Source organism: Paenibacillus mesophilus, assembly GCF_005938385.1.
In the GTDB taxonomy this organism is placed as follows: Bacteria; Bacillota; Bacilli; order Paenibacillales; family NBRC-103111; genus Paenibacillus_AB; species Paenibacillus_AB mesophilus.
On sequence record NZ_VCRA01000011.1, the window covers coordinates 231,963 to 254,534 of the forward strand.

The following is a 22,572-nucleotide window of genomic DNA, read 5'->3' on the forward strand; positions in this document are numbered from 1 at the left end:
AATGGGGGTCACGCAATGAGCAGTCTGTCCACGGAGCTAATAGATTCGCGTTCTCGGGCTCGAAGAAAAGAAATGCGAACCTACAAATGGAAGTTGTTTCGCAACAATCTGGATATGTATGCTTTACTGATTCCGGGACTCGCGTTTCTTATCTTATTCCGCTATACGCCGATGTACGGGATTGTGATCGCATTTCAGGATTTTAACATTTTCGACGGGATTGCCGGAAGCAGCTGGGTAGGGCTCGACAATTTTCGCAAGCTGATGCATTCCGACGAATTTATGCAAGTGTTCAGAAACACGCTTATCATCAGTTTTTACAAGATCGTCCTGCTGTTTCCGGTTCCGATCATCCTCTCGCTGATGTTGAATGAAGTCGGCAGAATGTGGTTCAAGCGAACGATGCAAACGATTGTATACTTGCCGCACTTCTTGTCTTGGGTCATTATATCCGGCTTGTTCATCAACATTTTGTCGCCTTCGGGCGGAATCGTGAATGAGGCGATCAAATGGATGGGCGGTCAACCGATCTCTTTCCTGATCGACAACGACTTTTTCCGCGGAACGCTCGTATTCGCTTCAGGGTGGAAGGAAGCCGGCTGGAACGCCATCATTTTTCTTGCCGCGATTGCCAGCATTGACCAGGATCAGTATGAAGCGGCTTCCATCGACGGAGCCAGCCGAATTCAGAAGATGATCTATATTACGCTGCCGGGCATTGCCCCGACGATTGTGCTGATGCTGATTCTTCGTATCGGACATTTGCTTGAAGCGGATACCGAGCAAATTTTGACGATGTACAACCCGGTCGTGTACGAGACGGGCGACGTCATCGGTACGTATGTGTACCGGATCGGATTAGGCAAAATGGATTACAGCTTCTCCACCGCCGTCGGCCTCTTCAACTCAGTTGTTGCGTTCCTGCTCATTATGCTGGGCAATTTCATGAGCAAAAAATTTGTAAGACGAAGCATCTGGTAGGAGGTCCATACGATGAAGAGACGTACGATTCGAGATATCGGCCTGGATGCGGTCGTATACGGCACACTCGTGCTGATGGCATTCGCTACGCTGCTCCCGTTCCTCAATGTGCTGTCCAAGTCGGTCAGCGAGGAGTGGGCGGTAGTCTCGGGCAAGGTAGGGGTGTTCCCTGTCGGCTTTCAATTTGAGACGATGAAGTTCGTCATTACGTCGTACGAGTTCCTTCGCTCCTTTTCGGTATCCATATACATTACCGTAGTCGGAACTTTGCTTTCCCTGCTTCTTACGGCGATCTCGGCGTATCCGCTGTCCAAGCGGCACTTGCCCGGCATCAAATTCATTATGCTGCTGTTTGTGTTCACGATGCTGTTCGGAGGGGGCATCATCCCCAACTACTTGCTGATCCGCAGTCTCGGACTCATCGATAGCTTGTGGGCGCTCATTTTGCCGTCTCTTATAAGCGTTTTCAATCTGCTCGTAATCAAAAGCTACTTTGAGGGGCTTCCGGAAAGTCTCGAGGAGTCCGCCCGAATCGATGGGGCCCGGACCCTCACCATATTGTTCCGCATCCTGCTGCCGCTTTGCGGCCCGGTGCTGGCCACAATCGCATTATTTTATGCCGTCGGGTACTGGAACGAATTTTTCAACGCCATGATTTACATCAACAGCCCGTCGCTCAAGCCGCTGCAGCTTTATTTGCGGGATATCGTTTTGAACGCGGCGTCCGCTACGGCGGGGATTGATCGCACGGCGGATGAATTGATGAATCTGTCTCCGGACAATGTCCGGTCCGCCACAGTCATTGCATCTACGATCCCGATCTTGATTGTGTATCCGCTTTTGCAAAAATATTTTATCAAAGGTGTGCTGATCGGGTCCGTGAAGGGCTAGCGTTAGCGTACCGCCAGGGAGGGCATTAATTCCTTATTGCGGAAAGTCGATGAGGATTAATGAAATAAGGAAGGAACAGTTTCAAGATAATTGGGGAGGGGTTCAATTTGAAGAAGCTTTTCAGACAGACCGTGGGAATTTCGGTAACGGGAGCGCTGGCCATTTCGCTGGTGGCGTGCGGAGGAAATTCGGATCAAGAGCCGAAAAGCAGCGGCGCGCCCGGTTCGGAGGCATCCGCTCCAAAGCCAGAGCTGCGGACTTTGCAGGGATGGATGAAGGACGACTATAACAGGTATCCGGTAGCCAAGCTGCTGGAGGAGCGCACCGGTTACAAGGTGCAGTACGACATGCTTCCGCAGGATAACCCGCAAGAGAAACTGAATCTTCTGATCGCCTCCTCCGAGTCGTACGATGCGATCACTACGTCGGGAGTGAGTACGTACAAAGCGATGTACTCCGATTATGCCAAGCGGGGAGCGCTGGTGGATTTGGGGCCGCTGATCGATAAGTACGGCCCGAATATTAAAGCGGCAATTTCGCAAGAGTCGCTGGATGCGGTCAAGATTGACGGCAAAATATATGCCATTCCGAGCAAAACGCTTAGCAATGTAGCGAGCTCGTTTATGATTCGCCAGGACTGGCTTGACAAGCTGGGGCTCAAGATGCCCACGACGACCGAAGAGTTCGTTAACGTATTGAAGGCATTCAAGGAGCAGGACCCCGGCGGCAACAAGGATAAGAACATTCCGTTCTCCATTTGGGGAAACAGCCCTATTGAAGTCAATCTTGCAGGTGCATTCGGATTGTCAAGCACCTGGAACGATGTGGGCGGCAAACTCCTCCCGCGCGCATTGGATCCGAGCTACAAGGATTTTCTCGTCTATATGAATGATCTATTCAAGCAAGGTTTGCTGGACAAGGAGTTCGTCGTGAACAAGTATGCGACTGTAAGCGAGAAATTCACAAGCGGCAAAGTAGGCGTCATGCCGGTCGACTGGGGCAGCGTGCCTGCGCTGGCGGATGCACTGGCGAAAAATGTGCCGGGAGCCAAAATGGCGTATATACCGGCAATGAAAGGACCGCAAGGCAAGATGGGGTTGCCGGTGCCAACCGGATTCGACCGCCTTACCTTTATCCCGAAAGCGGCGAAGCATCCGGAGGATGCGATTAAGTGGATCAACGCCAAGCTGGAGCCGGATACGTTCCGCTTGATGACGATCGGCGAGGAAAACAAGCACTTTACGTACAAGAACGGCGCCTATACGCCCATATTGCCGATTTTTACCGATGAGCGTAACGTCGCGAATAACTTCATGTCTGGTTCGGACGAGAAAAACTATCCGTCCTACTGGCAAGCCCGCGTCCGCAAGGATCAACGCTTGTTCGATGCCTATGCCTTCTTGAATATCCAGGAGCCCGCCAATACGCGCATACCGGACCCGATCGGCATGAGCCCTTATTTGGCGGTTTACGCCAAAAATAACGAATCACTAAATGCAATGCTGAACGACCAAACGGTCAAGTTCATCGCAGGCGCCGAGCCGATCTCGAACCTGGATGCGTTCATCGCGAAATATAAAGCTGCGGGGGGAGATGCCAGCTATAAGGAAGTCAACGACTGGTACGCCACGTTGAAGAAGTAATCGCTTCGGCACAAGCATGCGAGGAGGGGCGGCGTGCGGTGGGAATTATGAGGCAGCATATACGCCCCCTCGGGTTTGCGCGGTTCGATATAGAAACTATCATGTCGTGAGCAAAGATATTTCGGCGGTAGCTATGAAACATTCTTGTCAGATGAAAGAATCCGGTGGAACCGAGTCAAGTCAGGCGTCAGCGCATTGCTTCGGGAGGTTTGACGATCAAAGTAGCCAAGTCATCGACTAAAAGGCCCGTATTTCTGCCAGCACACATTCGAAAAGGAAAGAAGGAGGACCTGCAATGAAATCGGTTCAAGTTGCCGTAATCGGCTGCGGAACGATTGCCAGAAGTCAACATATCAAGGCGTATATGGCCAATCCGCATGCAGAGATCAAATATTTTTGCGACACCCAAAAGGAACGCGCCGAGAAGGCGGTTCGCGATTTCGGCTGCGGCATCGCTGTCGCGGACTACCGGACCATATTGGATGATCCGGACGTCGAGGCAGTCTCAGTCTGTACTCCAAATAACGTACACGCCCTGATTACGATCGACTGCTTGCGTGCGGGTAAGCATGTGCTTTGTGAAAAGCCAGCTGCACGCACGTATGCCGAAGCGCTGGAGATGCAGCGCGCCCAGCAAGAGACCGGGAAGTTGCTCCATATCGGGGTCGTCAACCGGTTTCATACCGGTGTGAACCGGATCAAAACGATGATCGAGGGCGGCGATCTTGGCGAGCTGTATCACGTATATGCGAGCTTTCGGACGCATCGTTCCATTCCAGGACTTGGCGGGGCGTTTACGACGAAGGCGATTGCCGGCGGTGGTACGATGATCGACAGAGGAGTCCACTATCTGGACCTTGTCCTGTATTGCACGGGCGATCCGCGTCCACTGACCGTTTCCGGTCAAACGTTCAGCAGGCTGGGCAAAGACATCGCCGACTATGCCTATGTCCATATGTGGGCCGGACCGTCTATAAGGGACGGGACGTATGATGTCGAAGACTCCGTAACGGCATTGATCAGGACCGATGGACCGACCATTACGCTCCATGGCGCATGGGCGCAAAACATCGGCGTCGAAGAATCATACATCGATTTTATCGGTGACAAAGCAGGGGTTCGCCTGCAGTACGGCAAAGACTTTGTTGTGTACAGCGCGAAAGACGGCGCACTGCTGGAAACGATGCCGATATATCGCTCAGAAGATATGTTTCAGAACGAAATCGACAATTTCCTTACCTGTGTGCGAACAGGCGAACGGTCAACGAACAATATCGATTCCGTTATTGTGACGTCACAAATCATACAGGCTATATATGATTCCTCGGATGCACGACGGGAAATCGTCTTGCAGGAAGACAGCACGATATAGATATACAGTCGTCCTGATTCCGTACAAACGGATGAAGCCGATCCGCGATGGTAAAGCGTAAAGACTTAGTCAATAACGGCCTTACGTAGAGGACCGGGGCTTGCCGCAGGAATCACGAACAATAAGCTCCCCGTAGATTCAAATTTCGAGGGGGAGCTCCTCCGTATTCGATTTTACGTATGATAAAGTCGACCAGTGGCGGGATCGGTCCTGGATCGAACAGTTGAAGTGAATTGTTGGCAATGTCTTAAGCCGTCGGCAACTCATCTCTAATATTATCATTGAACGTATCCGAACAACCCATCGCCAAAACATGACCGGTAAACTTATGGGTTATAGTGAATGCTTATTTCCGCTATGAGCAGGGGGCTAGGAATATTTATTGAATAATTATACGGCGTGTGAATGTTGTCTCGAATAATGGATCTATTACCTTCATTTTATTTTGAAACATACCGCCTAAATATCAATGTTATTTAAGTTGATTGAACAAATTATGAAACAACACTAGCGGAGCAGCGCGATTTATAGTCACTGTTTTATAATTATTGGTGAAACATCACACCAAGGACAACGGAAAGCAGTTGTACGGCATGTTTGCCGAGATCTATGACCCGTACAAGGTTGAGCACCATGAATTTGGCGGGGTAAAACCAATGGATCCGTATGTTCGTCGTGAGGTTTTGTCACATCTTGGTTACAAGCGTCTCGATTTCCCTTATGTTCATCCATCTTGGAACAATGATGGAGAAGCTGTGACGGGACTCGACCTTTGTTTCCTTCAGGTGAGCGGTCATTTGAATGAACTGCCAACGGAGCTTATTGTAAACTTTTTGAAAAGATATTTTGCTGTCCTGTCGAACAAACCTAAAGCTTGGAACGAAATGATTGCAAATTTGCAACTGAAAGATACTGTTGCACTGATGCCGATTAAACGCAGACATGACGCAAAAAAAGGAAACAGGCGAATCCGGTATGCGGGTTTGCCTGTTTCCACGCTGCGTTAGGAATATTGCAATTCAAGCACTTTTTGATACATATGTAGGGGAGAGTAAGGCACATGAAGCAGGCGTACAGCTTGGTATCTCCCGCTCCGGTCAGTCTCTTGCGTCCTGGTATCCGATACGGTAATGATCACGCAGCGAACGGAGTTGGGGCTTTCGCTGCGATGTTGTTCGACCGACCTGCTTGTCATCGTGTCGGATCTTTCCTCTCCTGGTTTATCGCTTTGCGAAAGCGGTAAAGGGTACTACAGGAACACCGTTAGAAAGCGCACTTTGACCGGGCGCGGAAGGAACTAGGTGTCATGTTTGCATGTTTTTTGAAATGGGCATGGAAATTTTCAGCGAATGGATAACCGACATTTGAAGCGATATCTTTAACGGAAAGCTCCGTATTTTTTAGCAAGTCCATCGCTACCTTCATTCGGGTGCACAACAGCTTCTGCCGGAACGACATGCCGTATAGATCGTGCAGGATGCGGTTGAGCTGGCGTTGGCTGACATACAGCCGGCTGGCCAGATCGCTCTCCCGCAAAGGGCGGCTGAAATGCTCCGAAAAAAAGCATTCGATAATGCCGATCCTGCTGTCGGCCGTAGGTTGACTCGATAGTTCGCGGCGAGGCGCGGACCGGATTCGGGGCGAAGAGCGTATGACTTCCAGAATTAGCTGGGTGAACAGGCTTTGCAGCTTTGCAAAATAGCCAACGGGCCGGCTTTGGAACTCTTCCTTTGCCGCGACAATCCATGCTTCGATTTCCCGACTGCTTTCGGCTATGAAGAACGGGACATTCGCCAAGGCGTATAGCAGTTCACTGGTCTCGACAGTCGGATAATCGGGCTTGGGGATAGATAAGACGTCGTAGCGGAAAGTAAAGCACGATTTGTGCACTGCTTCCCTCGACTCCGCTCGTTTTTGGGAATGGTACATGCCCGGAGGAATAAGGCAGAAGCTGCCGCCCTGTATGGCGTAATCGCCATTTTCCGTGCACAGCGCGACGGTTCCTTTATGAACGAACTGTACTTCGTACGAGGCGTGGTTATGGTTTAATACAGGTACATCGCTGTTGGTGTTAAAAAATCCGGAATCGAGAAAAACGCGAAGCCGTATCGTGCCCAGTTCCGCCTTGAGTTCGAATTGTTCCGGGAATACCAGGCTCCCCTCGTGCTCGTCAGGCATGAGGATGTTCATGCAATCACCCCTGACCGTACATCCGTTTTGGATTTGCCCAAAGTTTATCATCTTTCTCATAGGTCGTAAAGGCGGTAGTGCTATGCTTTTCAGTCGTCATTCGAATAAAAGCGTCTGTACGGATCATTGTCCGGGGGAGTGGCAGAGACTCCATTAATTCGAGTCACAAGGGAGCCGTTATAGGGGGAGAAGACCGCATGATTACCGGTCAGATCGAAGTTGAAAGCGGAGACGAAGCCGTATGACCAATTGCGGCGGCAAAAGGTGAACGCTAAAGGTATGGCAGCCCAAGGCAAGACATTGAGTTTCCTCACCGTTTTGACGAATATAACGCCACGCTGCGCAGTTTGGCGGCTGAGCATCGATTGATCCTTGCCGATGCGGAACGCACTATCCGGAAATTGTGGTACAGTGGAACCGATCTATCCGGTTGATTTTATCGTGCGATCCACTTTAAACAGCAAGGTCACGACACAATATTTCAATGTTTGAGGGATTGTTTGTAGTTGAACGGACGAGATTTGAGCATAGAAGGCTGAGTGTGAAACCTTTGAATCCGACAAAGCGGGGTTCAAAGGTTTTTGGTTTTTACTGCCGGCAAAAACGGTCGGGCTATGCTTTTCGGTCATCATTCGAGTAAAAGCGTCCATGCTGATCATTGTTCGGTCAGGATGATCCGTCTTACAATAGCTGCATACACCAAGGGAATTGGGAAGTATGGAACGAGGTACCCAAGTAAGCAAGGGGGTCAAAGATGAACCTATCACACCAGTTACACCTCAAGGCAAACCCAGTTGGGAGGTCGCCGGTCACCATCGGCTCCCGCATCGAAATGTTTATCGACGATTGGCTGATCGAACGGATGTGCGGGACTCGGTTGAAGCTGAACCGGCCGGAGCGGAAGGAAGTCGTGCTCGTTCTCGATCAACCGTGGGAAGGTCCCCTGTGCACTTATTTTACAGTGCTGCAGGACGGGAGCAAAGTCCGCCTGTACTATCGCGGGTACATCCCGCCGGAAGCATCGGACGTGAGCGATGACCAACGGGTCTGTTACACCGAAAGCGAAGACGGCATTCATTTTGTGCGACCGGAGTTGGGATTATGCGAATTTCAAGGCTCCAGCCACAACAACATCCTGTTCGAGGGGGCGCTCGCCCACAATTTCACCCCGTTCCTCGATCGCTCGCCTTGGGCGAAAGCCGACGAAATCTACAAAGGCGTTGGCGGAACGGGTACCGCGGACCCGAGCCAAAACGACGGAACGCTGTATGGCTTGACCTCATCAGACGGCATCCGCTGGAAGCAGATGAAAGTCCCGCTGAACATGCCGAGCGGCGGATTCGATTCGCAGAATGTCGTGTTCTGGGATGCATCAACCGGCATTTATCGCTGCTATAACCGTTACTTCGACAGCGGCAAGTATCGCGCGATCCAGAGCTGCTCATCGGATAATTTCATCGATTGGGGCGAGCAGCGGCCGAACCAGTATGCCGAGGACGTACCGATGGAGCAGTTTTATACGAACGCAACAATTCCTTGTCCCGGCGCAGAGCACCTTTACTTGGCTTTTCCGAAACGATTCGTTCCGGCACGGAAAAAAATCGCGGAGCATCCGTACGGCGGCGTCAGCGATACCTGCTTCATGACAAGCAGGGACGGCGTACACTGGAACCGCACGTTTATGGAAGCTTGGCTTCGGCCAGGAAGAGACGATCGCAACTGGACCGAAAGAAGCAATATGGTAGCATACGGATGCATCGAGACAAGCCCTGAAGAGTTTTCGTTCTACGTCAGCGAGCATTACAGGTGGGATGACAATCGATTGCGTCGACTGGCTGTGCGCAAGCACGGATTCGCATCCGTATCGGCCGGGTATGAGCCGGGAGAAATGTTGACCCGCCCCATCGTACTGGAAGGAGATCGGCTGCTGCTGAATTACTCGACTGCCGCTGCCGGATCGATCCAGGTGGAAGTGCAGGATGAATTCGGACAACTGATCGAAGGACTGGCGCTGAGCGATATGGAAGCGCTTTACGGAGACAATTTGGCGGAAGCCGTACAATGGCGGACGACTGCCGATCTATCCGCTTGGCGGGGGCAAACCGTTCGTTTTCGCTTCGTGCTTCAAGATGCCGATCTGTTCGCCATGCGGATAGCGGGCGCTTCTTAAGAACTTTGCAAGCGGGACATGCGGAGTGTACTAACGATGTTGGAAACAACAAACTAGGAGGATGTTTCGATGAGGAAATACAGCAGCACATTTGCTTCGATCGCGGCGATCGCTTTGCTTTCGGCTTGCGGCGGCGGGGGAAGCAATGCGGAGGGACCCGCGAAGGAAGCCGACAAAACGACGCAGGAACCGGCGGAAATTATCATCTATACAATGGCCGGCGGTTCGGCAGACGATTTCAACAGAGATTATGGAAACTCTTTTCACAAAAAATTTCCGAATTATACGCTCAAGTTCATTACGGATATGACGGGAAATAACTATGAAAAGCTCGACAGACTGGCCGCGAACGGAACACATGTCGATCTCGTCTTTGCCACGACCGGGTGGCTCGAGAAGCAGCTGTTTCAGTACGGCTATGCCTTTGATATGACGGAGCTTGCCAAAAAAAATAAAGTCGATTTGAACCAATTCAATCCTTCGTACAGCGACATACTGGGAGGAAAAGCGTTTGGCGGCGGGATATACTATTTTCCGATGCAAGCCAATCTGCCTCTTCTCTACTACAATAAAGCGCTCTTTGATAAATTCGGCATTTCGTATCCGAAAGACGGGATGAACTGGGACGAGTTTTATGACATGTCCCGCCGAATGACCCGCAATGATGGAGGCGTGCAGTATGCGGGCTATATTCCGTCGACAAATTACTTGTTCCGCGGAAATCCCGTTTCGATACCGATATTGAAGCCAGGCACTACAACGCCTACGATCAATAGCGACGATAGATGGAAGCTGTTTTTCCAAAAGTTGATTGCCGACGCCGCCAATTCGGTCGATCCGGGCTACTACAAGGGACGCAACGATTTTAACGAGTTTTTCCAGGGCACTAACGCTGTAGTCACGATGGTCTCCGGCAACATGATCAGTTCCCGGACGCAGTTGGAGCCTATGAGCTTCGATGTCATTTCTTTGCCGACGTTGAAGGAATATCCCGGCATCGGTCCGCAGCCGATTACGACAGGGATAGCTGTGACGAAGATGGCTAAAAACAAAGACGCGGCGATGGAAGCGTTGAAGCATATCGTCTCGTACGACGTACAGAGCGAGTTGACCAAGCGCGGGATCGTTCCTGTCTTAAAAAGCGTTGATGTGCAGAAGCTCCTGGGTACGGAAAATTATTTTAAAGATAAAAACTGGAGCGCGGTGTTCTACAACAAGTGGGCGAACTTTACGTATACCGGCGCCATGGCCGTCGATCTGAACGGGATCTACACCAAATACGGCAACGCGGTGCTGCTTGGCACTTCGGATATTAACACGGCATTGCGCCAGGCCGAGGAGGAAGCTTTGAAAAAAGTCGAGGAACTTAAAACATTGATCGTGACGCCCAACGTATATTAGCAGTAGTACGGACAGCCCATCATGATCGTATTTACAGTATTGAAAATCAAGGAGGCTGTAAAAAAGGAATGAACCAGAATTGGACCTTTAACGAGTTCGATCAAAAGGCGGCGAATGAACTTCCAACTTGGCTGCCAGGAAAAATATTCGACATCCATGCGCATATTTACCGTCGTGCCGATCTCCATGCGACCGGACAAAGCTTATGGACGGAAGGCCCGGAGGAAACGGCCATCCGGAGCTGGAGGCAGCATCTATCCGCCTATATGGGGGAACATCGTTTAAAGGGCGGGCTTTTTTTCCCGGTCCCTATGGTCGGCTCGAACGAGCGCAGGCAAAACGATTATGTGATCGAGCAGTTGGAGCGGGAGCCGTCTAGCAGAGGCTTGATCCTCGTGAAGCCGGATGATCCGGAGGAGCAGCTCGTTCCTTATTTCGATCATCCGCAAATTGCCGGAATCAAAATTTACCATTTGTATAGTAGTGAAAAGCCCACCTGGCAATCATCGATTAAAGGATTTTGTCCGGAACGGATCTGGCAAATCGCCGATGAACGCGGCTTGGTCATTATGCTGCACATGGTGCGGGATAAAGCCGTTGCCGATCCGGATAACATAGAGGAAATCCGCGAATTATGCATGCGATATCCCCGCGCCAAGCTCGTGCTTGCCCATGCCGCAAGATGCTTTCATGCTCCCAATGCCGAGAAGGGGATCGGCAAGCTGAGAGGATTGGATAACCTATGGTTCGACACATCGGCCATCTGCGAACCGGAAGCGTTTAAGGTCATTCTTCAGCAGTTCGGTCCCCGCAGACTGATGTGGGGAAGCGACTTTCCGGTGTCGGAGATGCGCGGCAAAGCGGTTACGGTCGGAGATGGTTTCATTTGGTTGGAACCGGGGCTGTGCGATTGGGACAAAACGGCCCACTTGGGTCATCCGGTTCTCGTCGGCATCGAATCGCTGCGGGCGCTGCGGTGCGCTGCCGAGGATTTCGGATTAAATGAGGAAGATTTGAACGATATCTTTTACAACAACGCGGCCGAGCTTCTCGGGTTGGAGCAACCAGCTGCAGATCGAACGCAGCAGCTATACCGACATGCGAAGAAGCGTATACCCGGTGGGGTGCAGTTGCTGAGCAAACGGCCGGAAAATATGGCTCCCGACAAATGGCCGGCCTATTTCCGGGAAGCGAGAGGCTGTGAAGTATGGGATCTGGACGGAAAGCATTATTACGATATGTCCACGAACGCCGTCGGGTCCTGCCTGCTGGGCTATCGCGACGATGATGTGACTAAGGCGGTCATACGAAGGGTAAATCTCGGAAGCATGTGCTCGTTGAACGCTCCGGAAGAAGTGGAGCTTTCGGACATGCTCTGTGCCATTCACCCTTGGGCCGAACAAGTCCGGCTTACGAGGGGCGGCGGGGATTCGTGCGCGGTTGCCGTCCGAATAGCGCGTGCGACTACGGATCGTTCCATCGTAGCCATTTGCGGGTATCACGGATGGCACGACTGGTATTTGGCAGCTAATTTAGGCGAGAACGACGCTCTACGCGGGCACTTGCTTTCCGGTCTAAATCCGCTCGGCGTCCCCCGTGAATTACGTGGAACGACGGTTGCCTTCCCCTATAACGATCGAGAGGCATTGCAGCGGATCGTGGACCGTTACGGCAACCGTTTAGCCGCGGTGATCATGGAGCCGTGCCGGAATGGAGACCCGGAGCCCGGGTTTCTGGAATATGTCCGTTCGACCACGCGAAGCTGCGGGGCACTGCTTATTTTCGACGAGATTACGATCGGCTGGAGGCTGCATTACGGAGGAGCGCATCTTAAGCTCGGCGTGACGCCTGATATCGCCGTATTTGCCAAAGCGATGGGCAACGGGCATCCGATCGGCGCCGTAATCGGTACGGCCGAAGCGATGCAGGGCGTACAGGAATCGTTCATAAGCAGCACGTACTGGACGGAAAGCATCGGTCCCGCTGCGGCTCTAGCCACTATCCGCAAACTGGGCAGAGTTGACGCCCAGGCGCACGTCACGCGAATCGGTAGTCTGGTCATGGACAGCTGGCGCCGCCACGGAGCTCGTCACGGGCTGCCCGTTACGACAGAAGGGGCATACCCTTGCCTCGCTCACTTTGGCTTCCTGCATCCGGAGGCGGACAAACTGCGAACTTTGTATACGTCCATGATGCTGGATCGCGGTTTCCTGGCCGGAAACTCCATCTACCCGACGCTCGCCCATGACGAGCTTGTCGTCCAGCGATACGATTCAGCGATTGATGAAGTGTTCGAGGGATTGGCCGACGCTTTGAAGAAAGGGGAGGTGGACGATCGGTTAGATGGAATAGTTGCATTAAGCGGATTTCAAAGACTGATTTAAAAACATTGGGAAGTGGAGGATGAACCTATGTTGGAAGAAGGGAAAATGAGCAGACGCCGGTTGCTGGCGTCTCTATCGGCAGCGGGAGCTGTTACTTTGCTGGGAGCTTCGGCCTTTGCAAGCAGCAATGACCGCCATTCGGTTACAAACTCTGTGTATGGACCGGAAGATACGCCTGTATGTTGTCACGCTACATCGATTGCGGAATTGCGGGCGCACGCGAGCCCGGACCCGGCTTGTTTGTACTATGTGATTGATCGCGGAAAAGAAGGGCCGTTTTATTATGACCCTACGGATACCGTGTCGTTGGACAATACCGGTACTGTAGTCGTCTCGATAAGCGGCGCCCGGTTTAAGCGCATATGCGAGGACGGTTTGAGTGTGACCTGGTTCGGTGCTGTCGGAGACGGCGCCACAGATTGTACCGCGGCGTTTCAAGCCGCGATCGATGCCATAGGCGCCACGCCGAGCAGGACAGTGCGCATTCCGGCGGGCGTTTACAGGATCACGCAGCAACTCGAACTGAACTGGGATCAAAGCGTTCCCGTCGGCGAGCATCGACAATCGCTTTCGATCCTCGGGACGGGCAAAGAAGCGACGGAAATCGTCAGTGAAATTACCGGTGGAGGGTATGTTTTCAACCAGGACATGACCGAGCAGCAGGCTGCCAAATACCGTTTCGCTGTGGGGCTGAAGCTTCATGGATTCAAAATCAGAGGTACCGGCAGCGACTGCGGTGGAATTCGTTCGATCGGGGCTGTCAATCTCACATTGTCGCATCTTGCGGTTATCGGGATGCAAAGACACGGTTTTTATGTGCCGCATCGTGCGGATTTGGAAGCTCCGCTCGGAAATTTCGGGGCTGGTCCAGACGCCTACGCCAATGCGTATGTCTCGATTGAACACTGTTTGTTCCAAGCATGCGGCGGTTGGGGGCTCATGATCGAGCCATGGAGCTCGGCTTCCCTCATCGAGCATTGTCAGTTTGCGGATAACGGAACGGGCGGCCTCCGGTTGGCCAATGCCGTAAACAGAATTTTGCGTTGCAGCATTTCAGTAAACGGCGGCAGCAGCACAGAAGGCGGGATCTTGATCGAATACAACGCCGATGACGGACAAACGCCGCACTACAACTTGATCGACGGATGCGAAATCGATACCAACTATAATTACGGGGTCTGCCTCCGGGGCGTATTCGCCAATCGGATTACGAATTGCCGATTTATCGACAGAGAGAATTCGCTCACCCATCAATACTACGGTTCAGCCGCCATCGTAATTGGCGGACATGCAACCCGCGATACGTTTGGAAATTTCGTTGATGTCATCAATGTAAGGGTGTCCCAGCATACATCCAGTCCTGCATACACGATTGTCAAGTTCGAAGGTCGAGCATACGAGAACAGCATAACCGGCATGCGTTACGACCTTGGCACCAACACGAGCGTTGCTTTGGTGGCAAATGTAGGGACGGCCAATCTTCGCAATGTCGTGAAGGATTATGGGGGCAAAGATTTGTGGGAGGATCGGCCCTTCAGTAAAAACCGGGCGGCGCTCGCCAGATTGAATCCGTCCGAGCCCGCGGCTCCGACTGTCTCAAGCGGTGTAGAAAAGGATATCATTTTCGGTCTGGAACTGCAGGATTATTTTAATGCTTTTGATCCGGCGACGGGTTCTTTTAGCTGCGGCAATGTCAGCGGTATTTATCTGGTCCAAGGGTTTATCCACGTCAATGGGTTAAGCAGTGCCACTCACGTGCAGATTCGGTTAAAGCAGCGGATCGGAAGCGGCTCCTATTCAACGGCACAGCAGTTGAATGTGCCGGTGTCGGCGTCCGGGACTTCACCGGTGATGGTGCCGATCCAATTCATTATGAGCGCTCTCCAAAATTATCAGTATAAAATTACACTTCAGCATCAAAACACAGGCTCTTTGACCATCGAGAAGGATTCGGGACTAAGCGCCATCAGCTTTGTGAAGATCGGTTGATTGGAAAACGATATCTATTCGATTGATTTAAATCAAATAGTGGGGATTTGATGATAGTCTGATTGGCTTTACAAACAAGAGGTCAACTCGTTAATCTCGCAGTTCTGGAACGAGTCGCGTGGCTGAAAGTAGGACAAACTGTCTGACGTTTGGAGAGAAAACGGGTCTATAATCTGTTTCCATCTACTAGTGACAGCTACGCTGGTTCTGCCCCAATTGAGGACGACGTGATGAGACATAAAAAAAGATTGGCTTTACAATCGGAGTTAGGAAAAGGAAAAGCTAGATGCCGTATGGGGGAAGTAAAGCGTGGGATCGAGCGGGTCATAGGGTGAGTGAAAGGCGGTGACCTCCATCATGCCGGAATATGCAGTTATGTTCGGTAAGAATGAAAAGGCGAAATAACGAAATTCGCTCAGAAAATCTATGTGAGCTAAAATGGTTTTGATCATCAGATGCTGATGAGGGTTTATGTAGCCTTGAACAGAAGTAAACGTTAGGTGTTTCAGCAAGTATGATTTACTGCAAATGAATGGTTATTATACGGGAAATCCTTAGCTCCAGCGACACCATGTAGCTGGAGCAGAATGAAAAGGGGGAGATCAATTGCTGATCTCTCTTGTTTTTTCCTAAAACAAATAACTTCATAAAATATCAATTTTAATAAGTTAATATGGGGGTATAATGATAGATGGAATAAGGGCTGTAATCCGGAACGCGAATAACTTATTTTATGGGCTTTTTTAATCCCGTTCATTGATCTTAACCGGAATATTACTGTTGACGGGGGCGGTCATCGGGTTGCTGGCCGCTTCCGTGGCTCATCTCATGAACGATCGGCTCTTATTTGTTCATGTTCCATTCTTTCTTGTGGTAATATGAGGTTGTTCATAGAGCAGTGTCACAATTCTATGACCGATTTCACCAAAGGTGGAAAGTGAATGAGCCAAACTTACTCTTTGATCGATGTATTCAGTTATCGGAATGAAAGCTTCCTGTCCTCTTTTTTTCATACCCATTCCGAATATGAAATCTTATATGTACACGCTGGTCAATGTCGTTACTTGTTAGGGGAAACCATTCTTGATCTGGCGGCTGGCGATATGATCGTGATGAACGGGATCAGCTCCCACGGACCTTTAATGGACAGGCAAATGAAATGTGTCCGCACGATGGTTCGCTTTGACGAAACGGTTTTGAAGCCTCATTTAAACCAACCTGGACTTGTGGATTTGCTAAAACCTTTCCGGGATTTGCTTCATTACCGATGCCGATTGTCGGATCGGACCCAAAATGAAGTGGAAATGGTCTTTTCGCAAATGCACCGCTATTATAACCGACCAACCACTATCGAATTCAACCGGCTAAGGGCCTCGTTCATCGATCTGCTGCTTATTATTTATGAGCATAGCGAAGAACTGATGCGACAAAGAATCGCTGTTCCGGTAGAGAAGGAGCAGGTCGTCCGGAAGCTGCTGAATTACATCGAGCTCCATTACGCCAACGACCTGACACTTGACGAGCTGTCGGCCTATGTTCATTTAAGTAAGTATTACATGGTGAAGCTATTCAAGGAATTGACCGGTACAACTGTCTTTGAGCATTTGAATAAACGCAGAATCAATCAGGCGAAGCTGCTGTTCCTGGTCGACTACAAAATGTCGGTTACGGATGCTTGCTATGAGGTCGGCTTCAAACAGCCCACTCATTTCTCTCGCAATTTCAAGAAGATGGTCGGAATGACTCCCGAGCAGTTCAAGAAGTTGTGCCAAGAGCGCAACTAGAGATATATAAGGCGATTTTATCACCAAGCAACGATGTGAGAACAAGCAGCGGCTTATGCTATCTTTATATTCGGAAGCGCTTACCAAACAATAAATTCGGTAAACAGTCGCGGTGGTCATCGTGGTCTACTACCGGATTGGCAAAGGGGGAACGCGTATGAATCATGAAGGAAGCAAGCCGTTTTTGCATGCCGAAGAACGGAACGGGGAACGGGAAGCCGGGACAGGAAACAAAGTCAGCCGCAGAGAGATGCTGACGGCAATAGGCGCGGGCGGGATGGTTCTGATGGCCGGAGGATTATGGAACGGGAGCATGGCGTCGGCCGCGAATGAGCTTTCGGTCCGGAATTCGGTCTATGGTGGCGGGAGCTGTCCCGATGGGATCGGCTCGAATTGCGTGACGTACAAGTATGACGACAATCAGCAGGAGCGGACTGTGCGGGACAAGCTGCGGGAACAAGTTAGCGTAAAAGATTTCGGTGCCGTAGGAGATGGGGTTACGGATGACTCGGCTGCCTTTCAGGCAGCAATTGACGCCTTATCGTTAAATGGAGGAGGACGATTGCTCATACCGGAAGGGACCTACGCGTTCCCCGCTGTCAGCCCTTCGATTCAAGCGCCCAAGCGTACTCTCATCACTTCGAATCATATCCATATCGAAGGAATCGGATTGCCGACGATTCATATGACCGGCATTACGAAGTCGTATATCGATTCGATTAACGATCTCAATTCATCGGGTAGAGACGTGTTTGCCGTATTCAGCTTTATGGGGGTGTCGAACTGTTCGGTTCGCGGCATCCGCTTCACGGGTGAATGGGATGGCAGCGGCACGTTCCGCTATCAGTCGCCGCGAGCTAAAGCGGTTGGGTTTACGGGCTGCACGGACTGCGTAGCTGAACAATTGTACGGTTCCCATTTATTGGGCAACTTGGTCAATGCAACTCCGGCGAACTCTGCTCATAACGGGTTCTATAAAGTATGCAGCGGAATTCGGATTTCAAACTGCTATGCGGAATACTGTCTGGAAAACGGATTCAATTATATGGGCGACACCTACAATAGCGCCATTACCGATTCGACAGCCAAATATTGCGGCTCAGCCGGTTTTGAAGGAGCTACCGTCAATCTGACCATTACGGGTAATCTGTTCGCGAATAATAAGTATGCCGGGCTGTCTATCTCGGGCAAACATGTGGTGGCTTCTTCCAATATATGCACGGGAAACGGCGACGGTGGAGTTCCGACAAGCTCGACAATGGGCAATGGCATTTCGATTACTTATTTTGGAAATCTGCCTACCGGAGACATTGTTCTTGCCAACAATATCGTTAAGGATAATGGAGGCTTTGGCATTTATGTGTATCCCGGCGTCGCCAAAGTAATGATTGACGGCAACATCCTTTCCAACAACAGCCAAGGCAATACGTACAAAACGGGCATAAATCTTGTCGGAAGCGCAACGAGCCGCATTAGCGACATAGAGATTACTAACAACCAACTGCGGGACGATGTAGGCAATACAACCTATTTTATTAATATCAGCTATGCCTATCTAGTAAAAGTATCGAACAATCGCTGCGTGATGACGGGGAACAGTATGGCTTATGCCCAGGGGACGGCATCGGACTGCGTGTTCTACGGCAACCGCTCGAATCGGGCGATTATTGTGTCTCCGAGTGCGGTGGACTGCTATCAATACGACAATTTCGGAATCAACCCGAAGAGGCTTGCGCAGTCGACGGCACCTTCGACCGGTACTTGGCATGTAGGGGATTATGTGCAGAACGCTGTCCTGTCGGGTACAAATGCACCGATCGGCTGGGTGTGCGCGGCCGCAGGAACGTTCACGCCTAGTACAGCTTGGACCGCTAACCAATCGTATTCGGCAGGTGTTTACACGAATGCCAATTCCAAAGTATATCGAGCCGTAAAAAGCGGTATTTCCGGTACGACATCGCCGAGTCACAGCAGCGGTATCGCCGCTGGCGGAACGGTACTATGGGAATTTATATCCGTCTACAGCACCCCCGTATTCAAACCATATGGGCTGCTCCATGAGGTCAAGACCGGCAAAGTGGTTTACAGTGGGGATGGGTTGACGTCGATCTATCAAATTCCGCACGGACTTTCGACGGTTCCGTCCTGCTATCAGGTCACACCCGCTTCCGCCGATTCCGGAACCGCAGGTATCGCTTATGTAGAAGCCGATGCTGTGTATTTGAATGTTCATTTCTCGTCCGCCCCGACGGCAGGGGGAACTAATGTATCGCTTGTATGGAGCGCCGAATGTTGAATCGGGAATCAGATAATACAAGGGGGAATCGCCATGATCGTCGGTAAAATGATAAAAAGCGCAATGGTGCTCGCAGCCTTGAGCAGCGCCGTTGCCTGCGGACAGCAAAACAGCGATGGGGGAACGGCCGCGCAACCCGTGACAAAGCCGTCGGAAAAAAAAGAGCCCGTGACGTTGGCCTTTTATTGGCCTTTCGGTGTGGAAGAAACGTTTATGAAAGATTATGGGGAACAGATTCGGAAAAAATTTCCTAACGTCACCGTCAAGTTCATTCCCTATAAAGATGCCAAACAAATCGATGACCTAGTTGCAACTGGGGAGCAATTGGACATTATGGGAATCTCGATCGGCTCCATGGATGCTTATATGCTGAGACTTGGGCTGCAGAGCGATATTACGCCATATATTACGAAGTACAAGACCGATCTGAACAAATACGAGCCGACCAGCATCGAAATGTTAAAGCAAATCGGCAACGGCCAAATATACGGTTTGCCCATATTCGATTCGCCTTCCGCTGTATACTACAACAAAGATATTTTCGATAAGTTCGGCGTTGCCTATCCGAAAGACGGGATGACGTGGGATACGATGTACGAGTTGGCGAGGAAGCTTACGGTTAAAGACGGCGGGACGCAGTATTACGGTGCGTTAATTTCCGCTTCCCACTTGGCGCTGCGCAATCCGCAGTCGTTGACTATGATCGATCCGGTCAAAAATAAAGCGGTATTGGCAACAGACGGCTGGAAAAGCTTCCTGGACAATGTGACACGGTTTTACCAGTTGCCGGGTATGGATTGGGATAAAGCGAAGCTCCAAATAGCGAATCAAGGCAATATGTTCCTAAAGGACCGGACCGTCGCCATGTGGCTGCCGGTAAGCGCCACGTATACGGAAAAGGAATTGGCAGGCATGAACTGGGATCTCGCGACTTTCCCTACCGACGCGAAAAACCCCGGGGTCAGTCCTCAGGCGTATCCGTTCTATATGTTTGTATCGCAAACGAGCAAAAACAAGGAACCGGCTTATGAAGTGATTTCTTACTTGGCCTCCGAGGAATTTCAGCTCGAAAAATCAAAAAAAGGCCAATTTGTCAGTTTGTTGAAAAGCAAAGAAATACGACAGGTTTTCGCTCAAGATTCTGCGCTCTATAGAGGCAAAAACGCGAAGGCGTTACTGGCGGAGAAGAACGCTCCCCCGATGCAAGTTTCGAAATACAATGCGAGCGCGGGGGGCCAACTGTTCAATGCCTTTATTTCGGTCGTTACGGGAGTGCAGGATGCGAATACGGCGCTCCGGACCGCTGAGGAGACGGTGAACAAAACCATTGAGGCCGACAGTAAAAAGTAGGTTAACGGTCGAGGAAAAGAGCGCAGCCCGCCGACAGGGTCGACAAAATACGCACAACAAAGAGGCTGCTTCGTCGCGGGACGGGCGGCCTCTTTGCATCAGGTCAAGGACATCGACAAGCGCATCAACGGGTTACTTTCAGGTCTCGAAAGATTCTTTCCGCTATTGCTGAAATGAGAAACAAGGGCAGTGACTCCCGCGGTATCGGAGCCAAGCGTATAAACATCGCAGAGCGTCATGCCAGGTTGTTTGTAAATTCAGCTATGACAATGGCTGACTTCGTTTTAGCTGTGGGAGATCGAAGTTCTGGATGATCTCACAATCTTGAAATAATCCCAGACGGCATCTGAAATCGACTCAGTCCTTTCTGGGTTATTTTGTATGCTATATAGGTTAAATAGGGAAACTATGAGTCCTTGAACTGTCAGGGACTATGCCAAACAGGAACACCCGGCTGTAATTCGTGATTTGATAAACCAAAAAAAGAGAGTGATACTGTATGGAATGGATTCAACTGGAGTTTTTCGCGGGCTATCCGTTCGGGTATTACAAATTGCGTTATGAGCTGGATGGCACGGTCAAATACACCTGCGACGGAGAAGACATACCTTTCGCCTTGCCGAATGGCCATTTCTGGTTGGCCTCAAAGCGCGTTTACCAAAACCTTACGAAGCTGATTCTCGCCCGCCCATGGGAGCTTGAGATTGACCCACGTATTGAGCCAAATCATATCTGCGATGGATGGACGGATACGCTCACTTGGTCGATCGATGGGATTACGGAAGAACAGTCGTTTGTGGTTGGTCAGGGTCCGGCGAGCCTGCTCAAAGTGATGGAACGGATCCGGCGCCTTGCAATGGATGAGGAGAGAAATCTCCCCTTTTCCTTTCTCCCTATTCCGCATTCGTAAATCAATGAAAAACAGAGATCGTCCTATAACCGTCCTAGCGTCTTCATAGGAAAAATCGCTCGATACGGGATTGGATTTGATAAATTCTGATTCTTGAATCAAAATGAGATCAAGAGAGGGGCGATTGACGACCACGACAACAACATAATAATAAAAAAAACTGGAATTGTCGGACGACAAGAACATAGACCGATTCAAATCCGCATAACTTGTGGGTTTTTGATTTTAATCGGACAAGTTCTTGTCGCGGACGAACGACAAGAACTTGTCCCTTTTGTTGACGTGCGACAAGAACTTGACCCTTTTGCCGAAGTAAGGTGGAGACGTTCAGCTACCCTGAAATTCATAAGCACTGAATACTCAAAAATGGCAGTACGAAACTAAGTGCGGCTGATGTGTTTTTTAAAAAGCTGCGCCTTCTTTCTATTTAGGGTGGATGGAGATCTCATGAAGCCGCGGGGTTGGATATTGCAACGATAAAGCCTAGGTTCTCAAGCCTAAGCACAGATTGCTTAACGATCATTTCTTGCTGCCTCGTCTCAAAATAATTGGCACCCAGATCACGGTAATCTTCACCACGAGTTAATAGATAATAAGTGATTGTCATCATGGAGTGGGCAACTAAACGTCAGAAACCTCAATTTCGTTACTATTCATATCTTTCGTTCTATAGCCTGCTGCCCAATGATGTACGGATGATATGCCGGGAGTCGAAGCATGGGCGGCTTAAAACTACCTGATTTTATATGTGTAAACAGAGCAGGCGTGAGATATGGTATATAATGATGGCTGCATCAAGGACTCGATCATTTCGATCGGGTCCTTTGTTTGTGTAAACTGGCAAAACGTGAATCCATTAGTTGTACCAAAGAACAACAATTGCGAGAAAACGAAACGCAGCCGCGCGGGTTTGTGGGCTTCGATAGCTGCATCCACTGGGCTCGATATGGTTTGGAAGGGAACATATCAGTAACATCGGCTATAATATATGGAAAAAACATGGTTCTAACATTCAAACGATCCATTCTCGGTTATTGCAGAGGCAGTAGTATGGGTTCTCGGCTTCCATAGACTCGGAGAGACGGCAGCATCAATGAAACTAGTAACTTAATTTCCGTGGATGAAAGGGGAAACAGGAATGCAGATAGTGCTGATCGAGAAAAATTAGTAAAACTTATTCAGATGAAGTTGTACATGATTTAATTTCATAC

At 50.3% G+C, this 22,572-nt stretch carries 14 protein-coding genes and 1 pseudogene; 14 read left to right on the forward strand and 1 reads right to left on the reverse strand.

What is annotated here, in order from left to right:
• The first annotated feature begins 72 nt into the window (after positions 1-72).
• From FE783_RS20835 to FE783_RS20855, 5 genes and pseudogenes are all read left to right on the forward strand, one after another.
• Positions 73-981, forward strand: a complete 909-nt coding sequence (locus FE783_RS20835) for an ABC transporter permease (protein ID WP_202916226.1) — start codon at positions 73-75, stop codon at positions 979-981.
• Positions 982-993: 12 nt separating this feature from the next.
• Positions 994-1,872 (forward strand): carbohydrate ABC transporter permease, encoded by an 879-nt coding sequence (locus FE783_RS20840; protein WP_138881318.1) that lies wholly within the window; start codon positions 994-996, stop codon positions 1,870-1,872.
• Between the two features lie 107 nt (positions 1,873-1,979).
• A complete protein-coding gene (locus FE783_RS20845) occupies positions 1,980-3,515 on the forward strand; it encodes an extracellular solute-binding protein (RefSeq protein ID WP_138881319.1) in 1,536 nt (511 codons plus the stop codon).
• 295 nt (positions 3,516-3,810) lie between these two features.
• Positions 3,811-4,887, forward strand: coding sequence for a Gfo/Idh/MocA family protein (locus FE783_RS20850; RefSeq protein WP_138881320.1), 1,077 nt, complete (start codon positions 3,811-3,813; stop codon positions 4,885-4,887).
• 572 nt (positions 4,888-5,459) lie between these two features.
• Positions 5,460-5,819 (forward strand): annotated as a pseudogene (locus FE783_RS20855) (GNAT family N-acetyltransferase); the annotation flags it as partial.
• A gap of 331 nt (positions 5,820-6,150) precedes the next feature.
• Here FE783_RS20855 and FE783_RS20865 read toward each other — a convergent pair.
• Entirely contained in the window at positions 6,151-7,077 is a 927-nt protein-coding gene (locus tag FE783_RS20865) for an AraC family transcriptional regulator (protein ID WP_158301945.1), read from the reverse strand.
• Between the two features lie 754 nt (positions 7,078-7,831).
• Here FE783_RS20865 and FE783_RS20870 point away from each other — a divergent pair.
• The 9 genes from FE783_RS20870 to FE783_RS20910 all read left to right on the forward strand — a co-directional run bounded on the left by FE783_RS20870 (position 7,832) and on the right by FE783_RS20910 (position 21,361).
• Complete coding sequence (locus FE783_RS20870) at positions 7,832-9,247, forward strand: hypothetical protein (RefSeq protein WP_138881322.1); 1,416 nt, start codon at positions 7,832-7,834, stop codon at positions 9,245-9,247.
• A gap of 69 nt (positions 9,248-9,316) precedes the next feature.
• A complete protein-coding gene (locus tag FE783_RS20875; RefSeq protein WP_138881323.1) occupies positions 9,317-10,648 on the forward strand; it encodes an ABC transporter substrate-binding protein in 1,332 nt (443 codons plus the stop codon).
• Between the two features lie 68 nt (positions 10,649-10,716).
• Positions 10,717-13,032 carry an aminotransferase class III-fold pyridoxal phosphate-dependent enzyme gene (locus FE783_RS20880; RefSeq protein WP_138881324.1) on the forward strand — a complete coding sequence of 772 codons (2,316 nt, stop codon included), beginning with the start codon at positions 10,717-10,719 and terminating at the stop codon, positions 13,030-13,032.
• 27 nt (positions 13,033-13,059) lie between these two features.
• Positions 13,060-15,021, forward strand: coding sequence for a right-handed parallel beta-helix repeat-containing protein (locus tag FE783_RS20885; protein WP_138881325.1), 1,962 nt, complete (start codon positions 13,060-13,062; stop codon positions 15,019-15,021).
• 941 nt (positions 15,022-15,962) lie between these two features.
• Positions 15,963-16,805: a helix-turn-helix transcriptional regulator gene (locus FE783_RS20890; RefSeq protein WP_138881326.1), complete on the forward strand. Its 843-nt coding sequence runs from the start codon at positions 15,963-15,965 to the stop codon at positions 16,803-16,805.
• 157 nt (positions 16,806-16,962) lie between these two features.
• Positions 16,963-19,101: a right-handed parallel beta-helix repeat-containing protein gene (locus FE783_RS20895; RefSeq protein ID WP_138881327.1), complete on the forward strand. Its 2,139-nt coding sequence runs from the start codon at positions 16,963-16,965 to the stop codon at positions 19,099-19,101.
• Between the two features lie 33 nt (positions 19,102-19,134).
• Positions 19,135-20,451 (forward strand): ABC transporter substrate-binding protein, encoded by a 1,317-nt coding sequence (locus FE783_RS20900; RefSeq protein WP_138881328.1) that lies wholly within the window; start codon positions 19,135-19,137, stop codon positions 20,449-20,451.
• A gap of 65 nt (positions 20,452-20,516) precedes the next feature.
• Positions 20,517-20,765, forward strand: coding sequence for an abortive infection family protein (locus FE783_RS39140; protein WP_476638929.1), 249 nt, complete (start codon positions 20,517-20,519; stop codon positions 20,763-20,765).
• Positions 20,766-20,950: 185 nt separating this feature from the next.
• Positions 20,951-21,361: a hypothetical protein gene (locus FE783_RS20910; RefSeq protein WP_138881329.1), complete on the forward strand. Its 411-nt coding sequence runs from the start codon at positions 20,951-20,953 to the stop codon at positions 21,359-21,361.
• Positions 21,362-22,572: the final 1,211 nt, after the last annotated feature.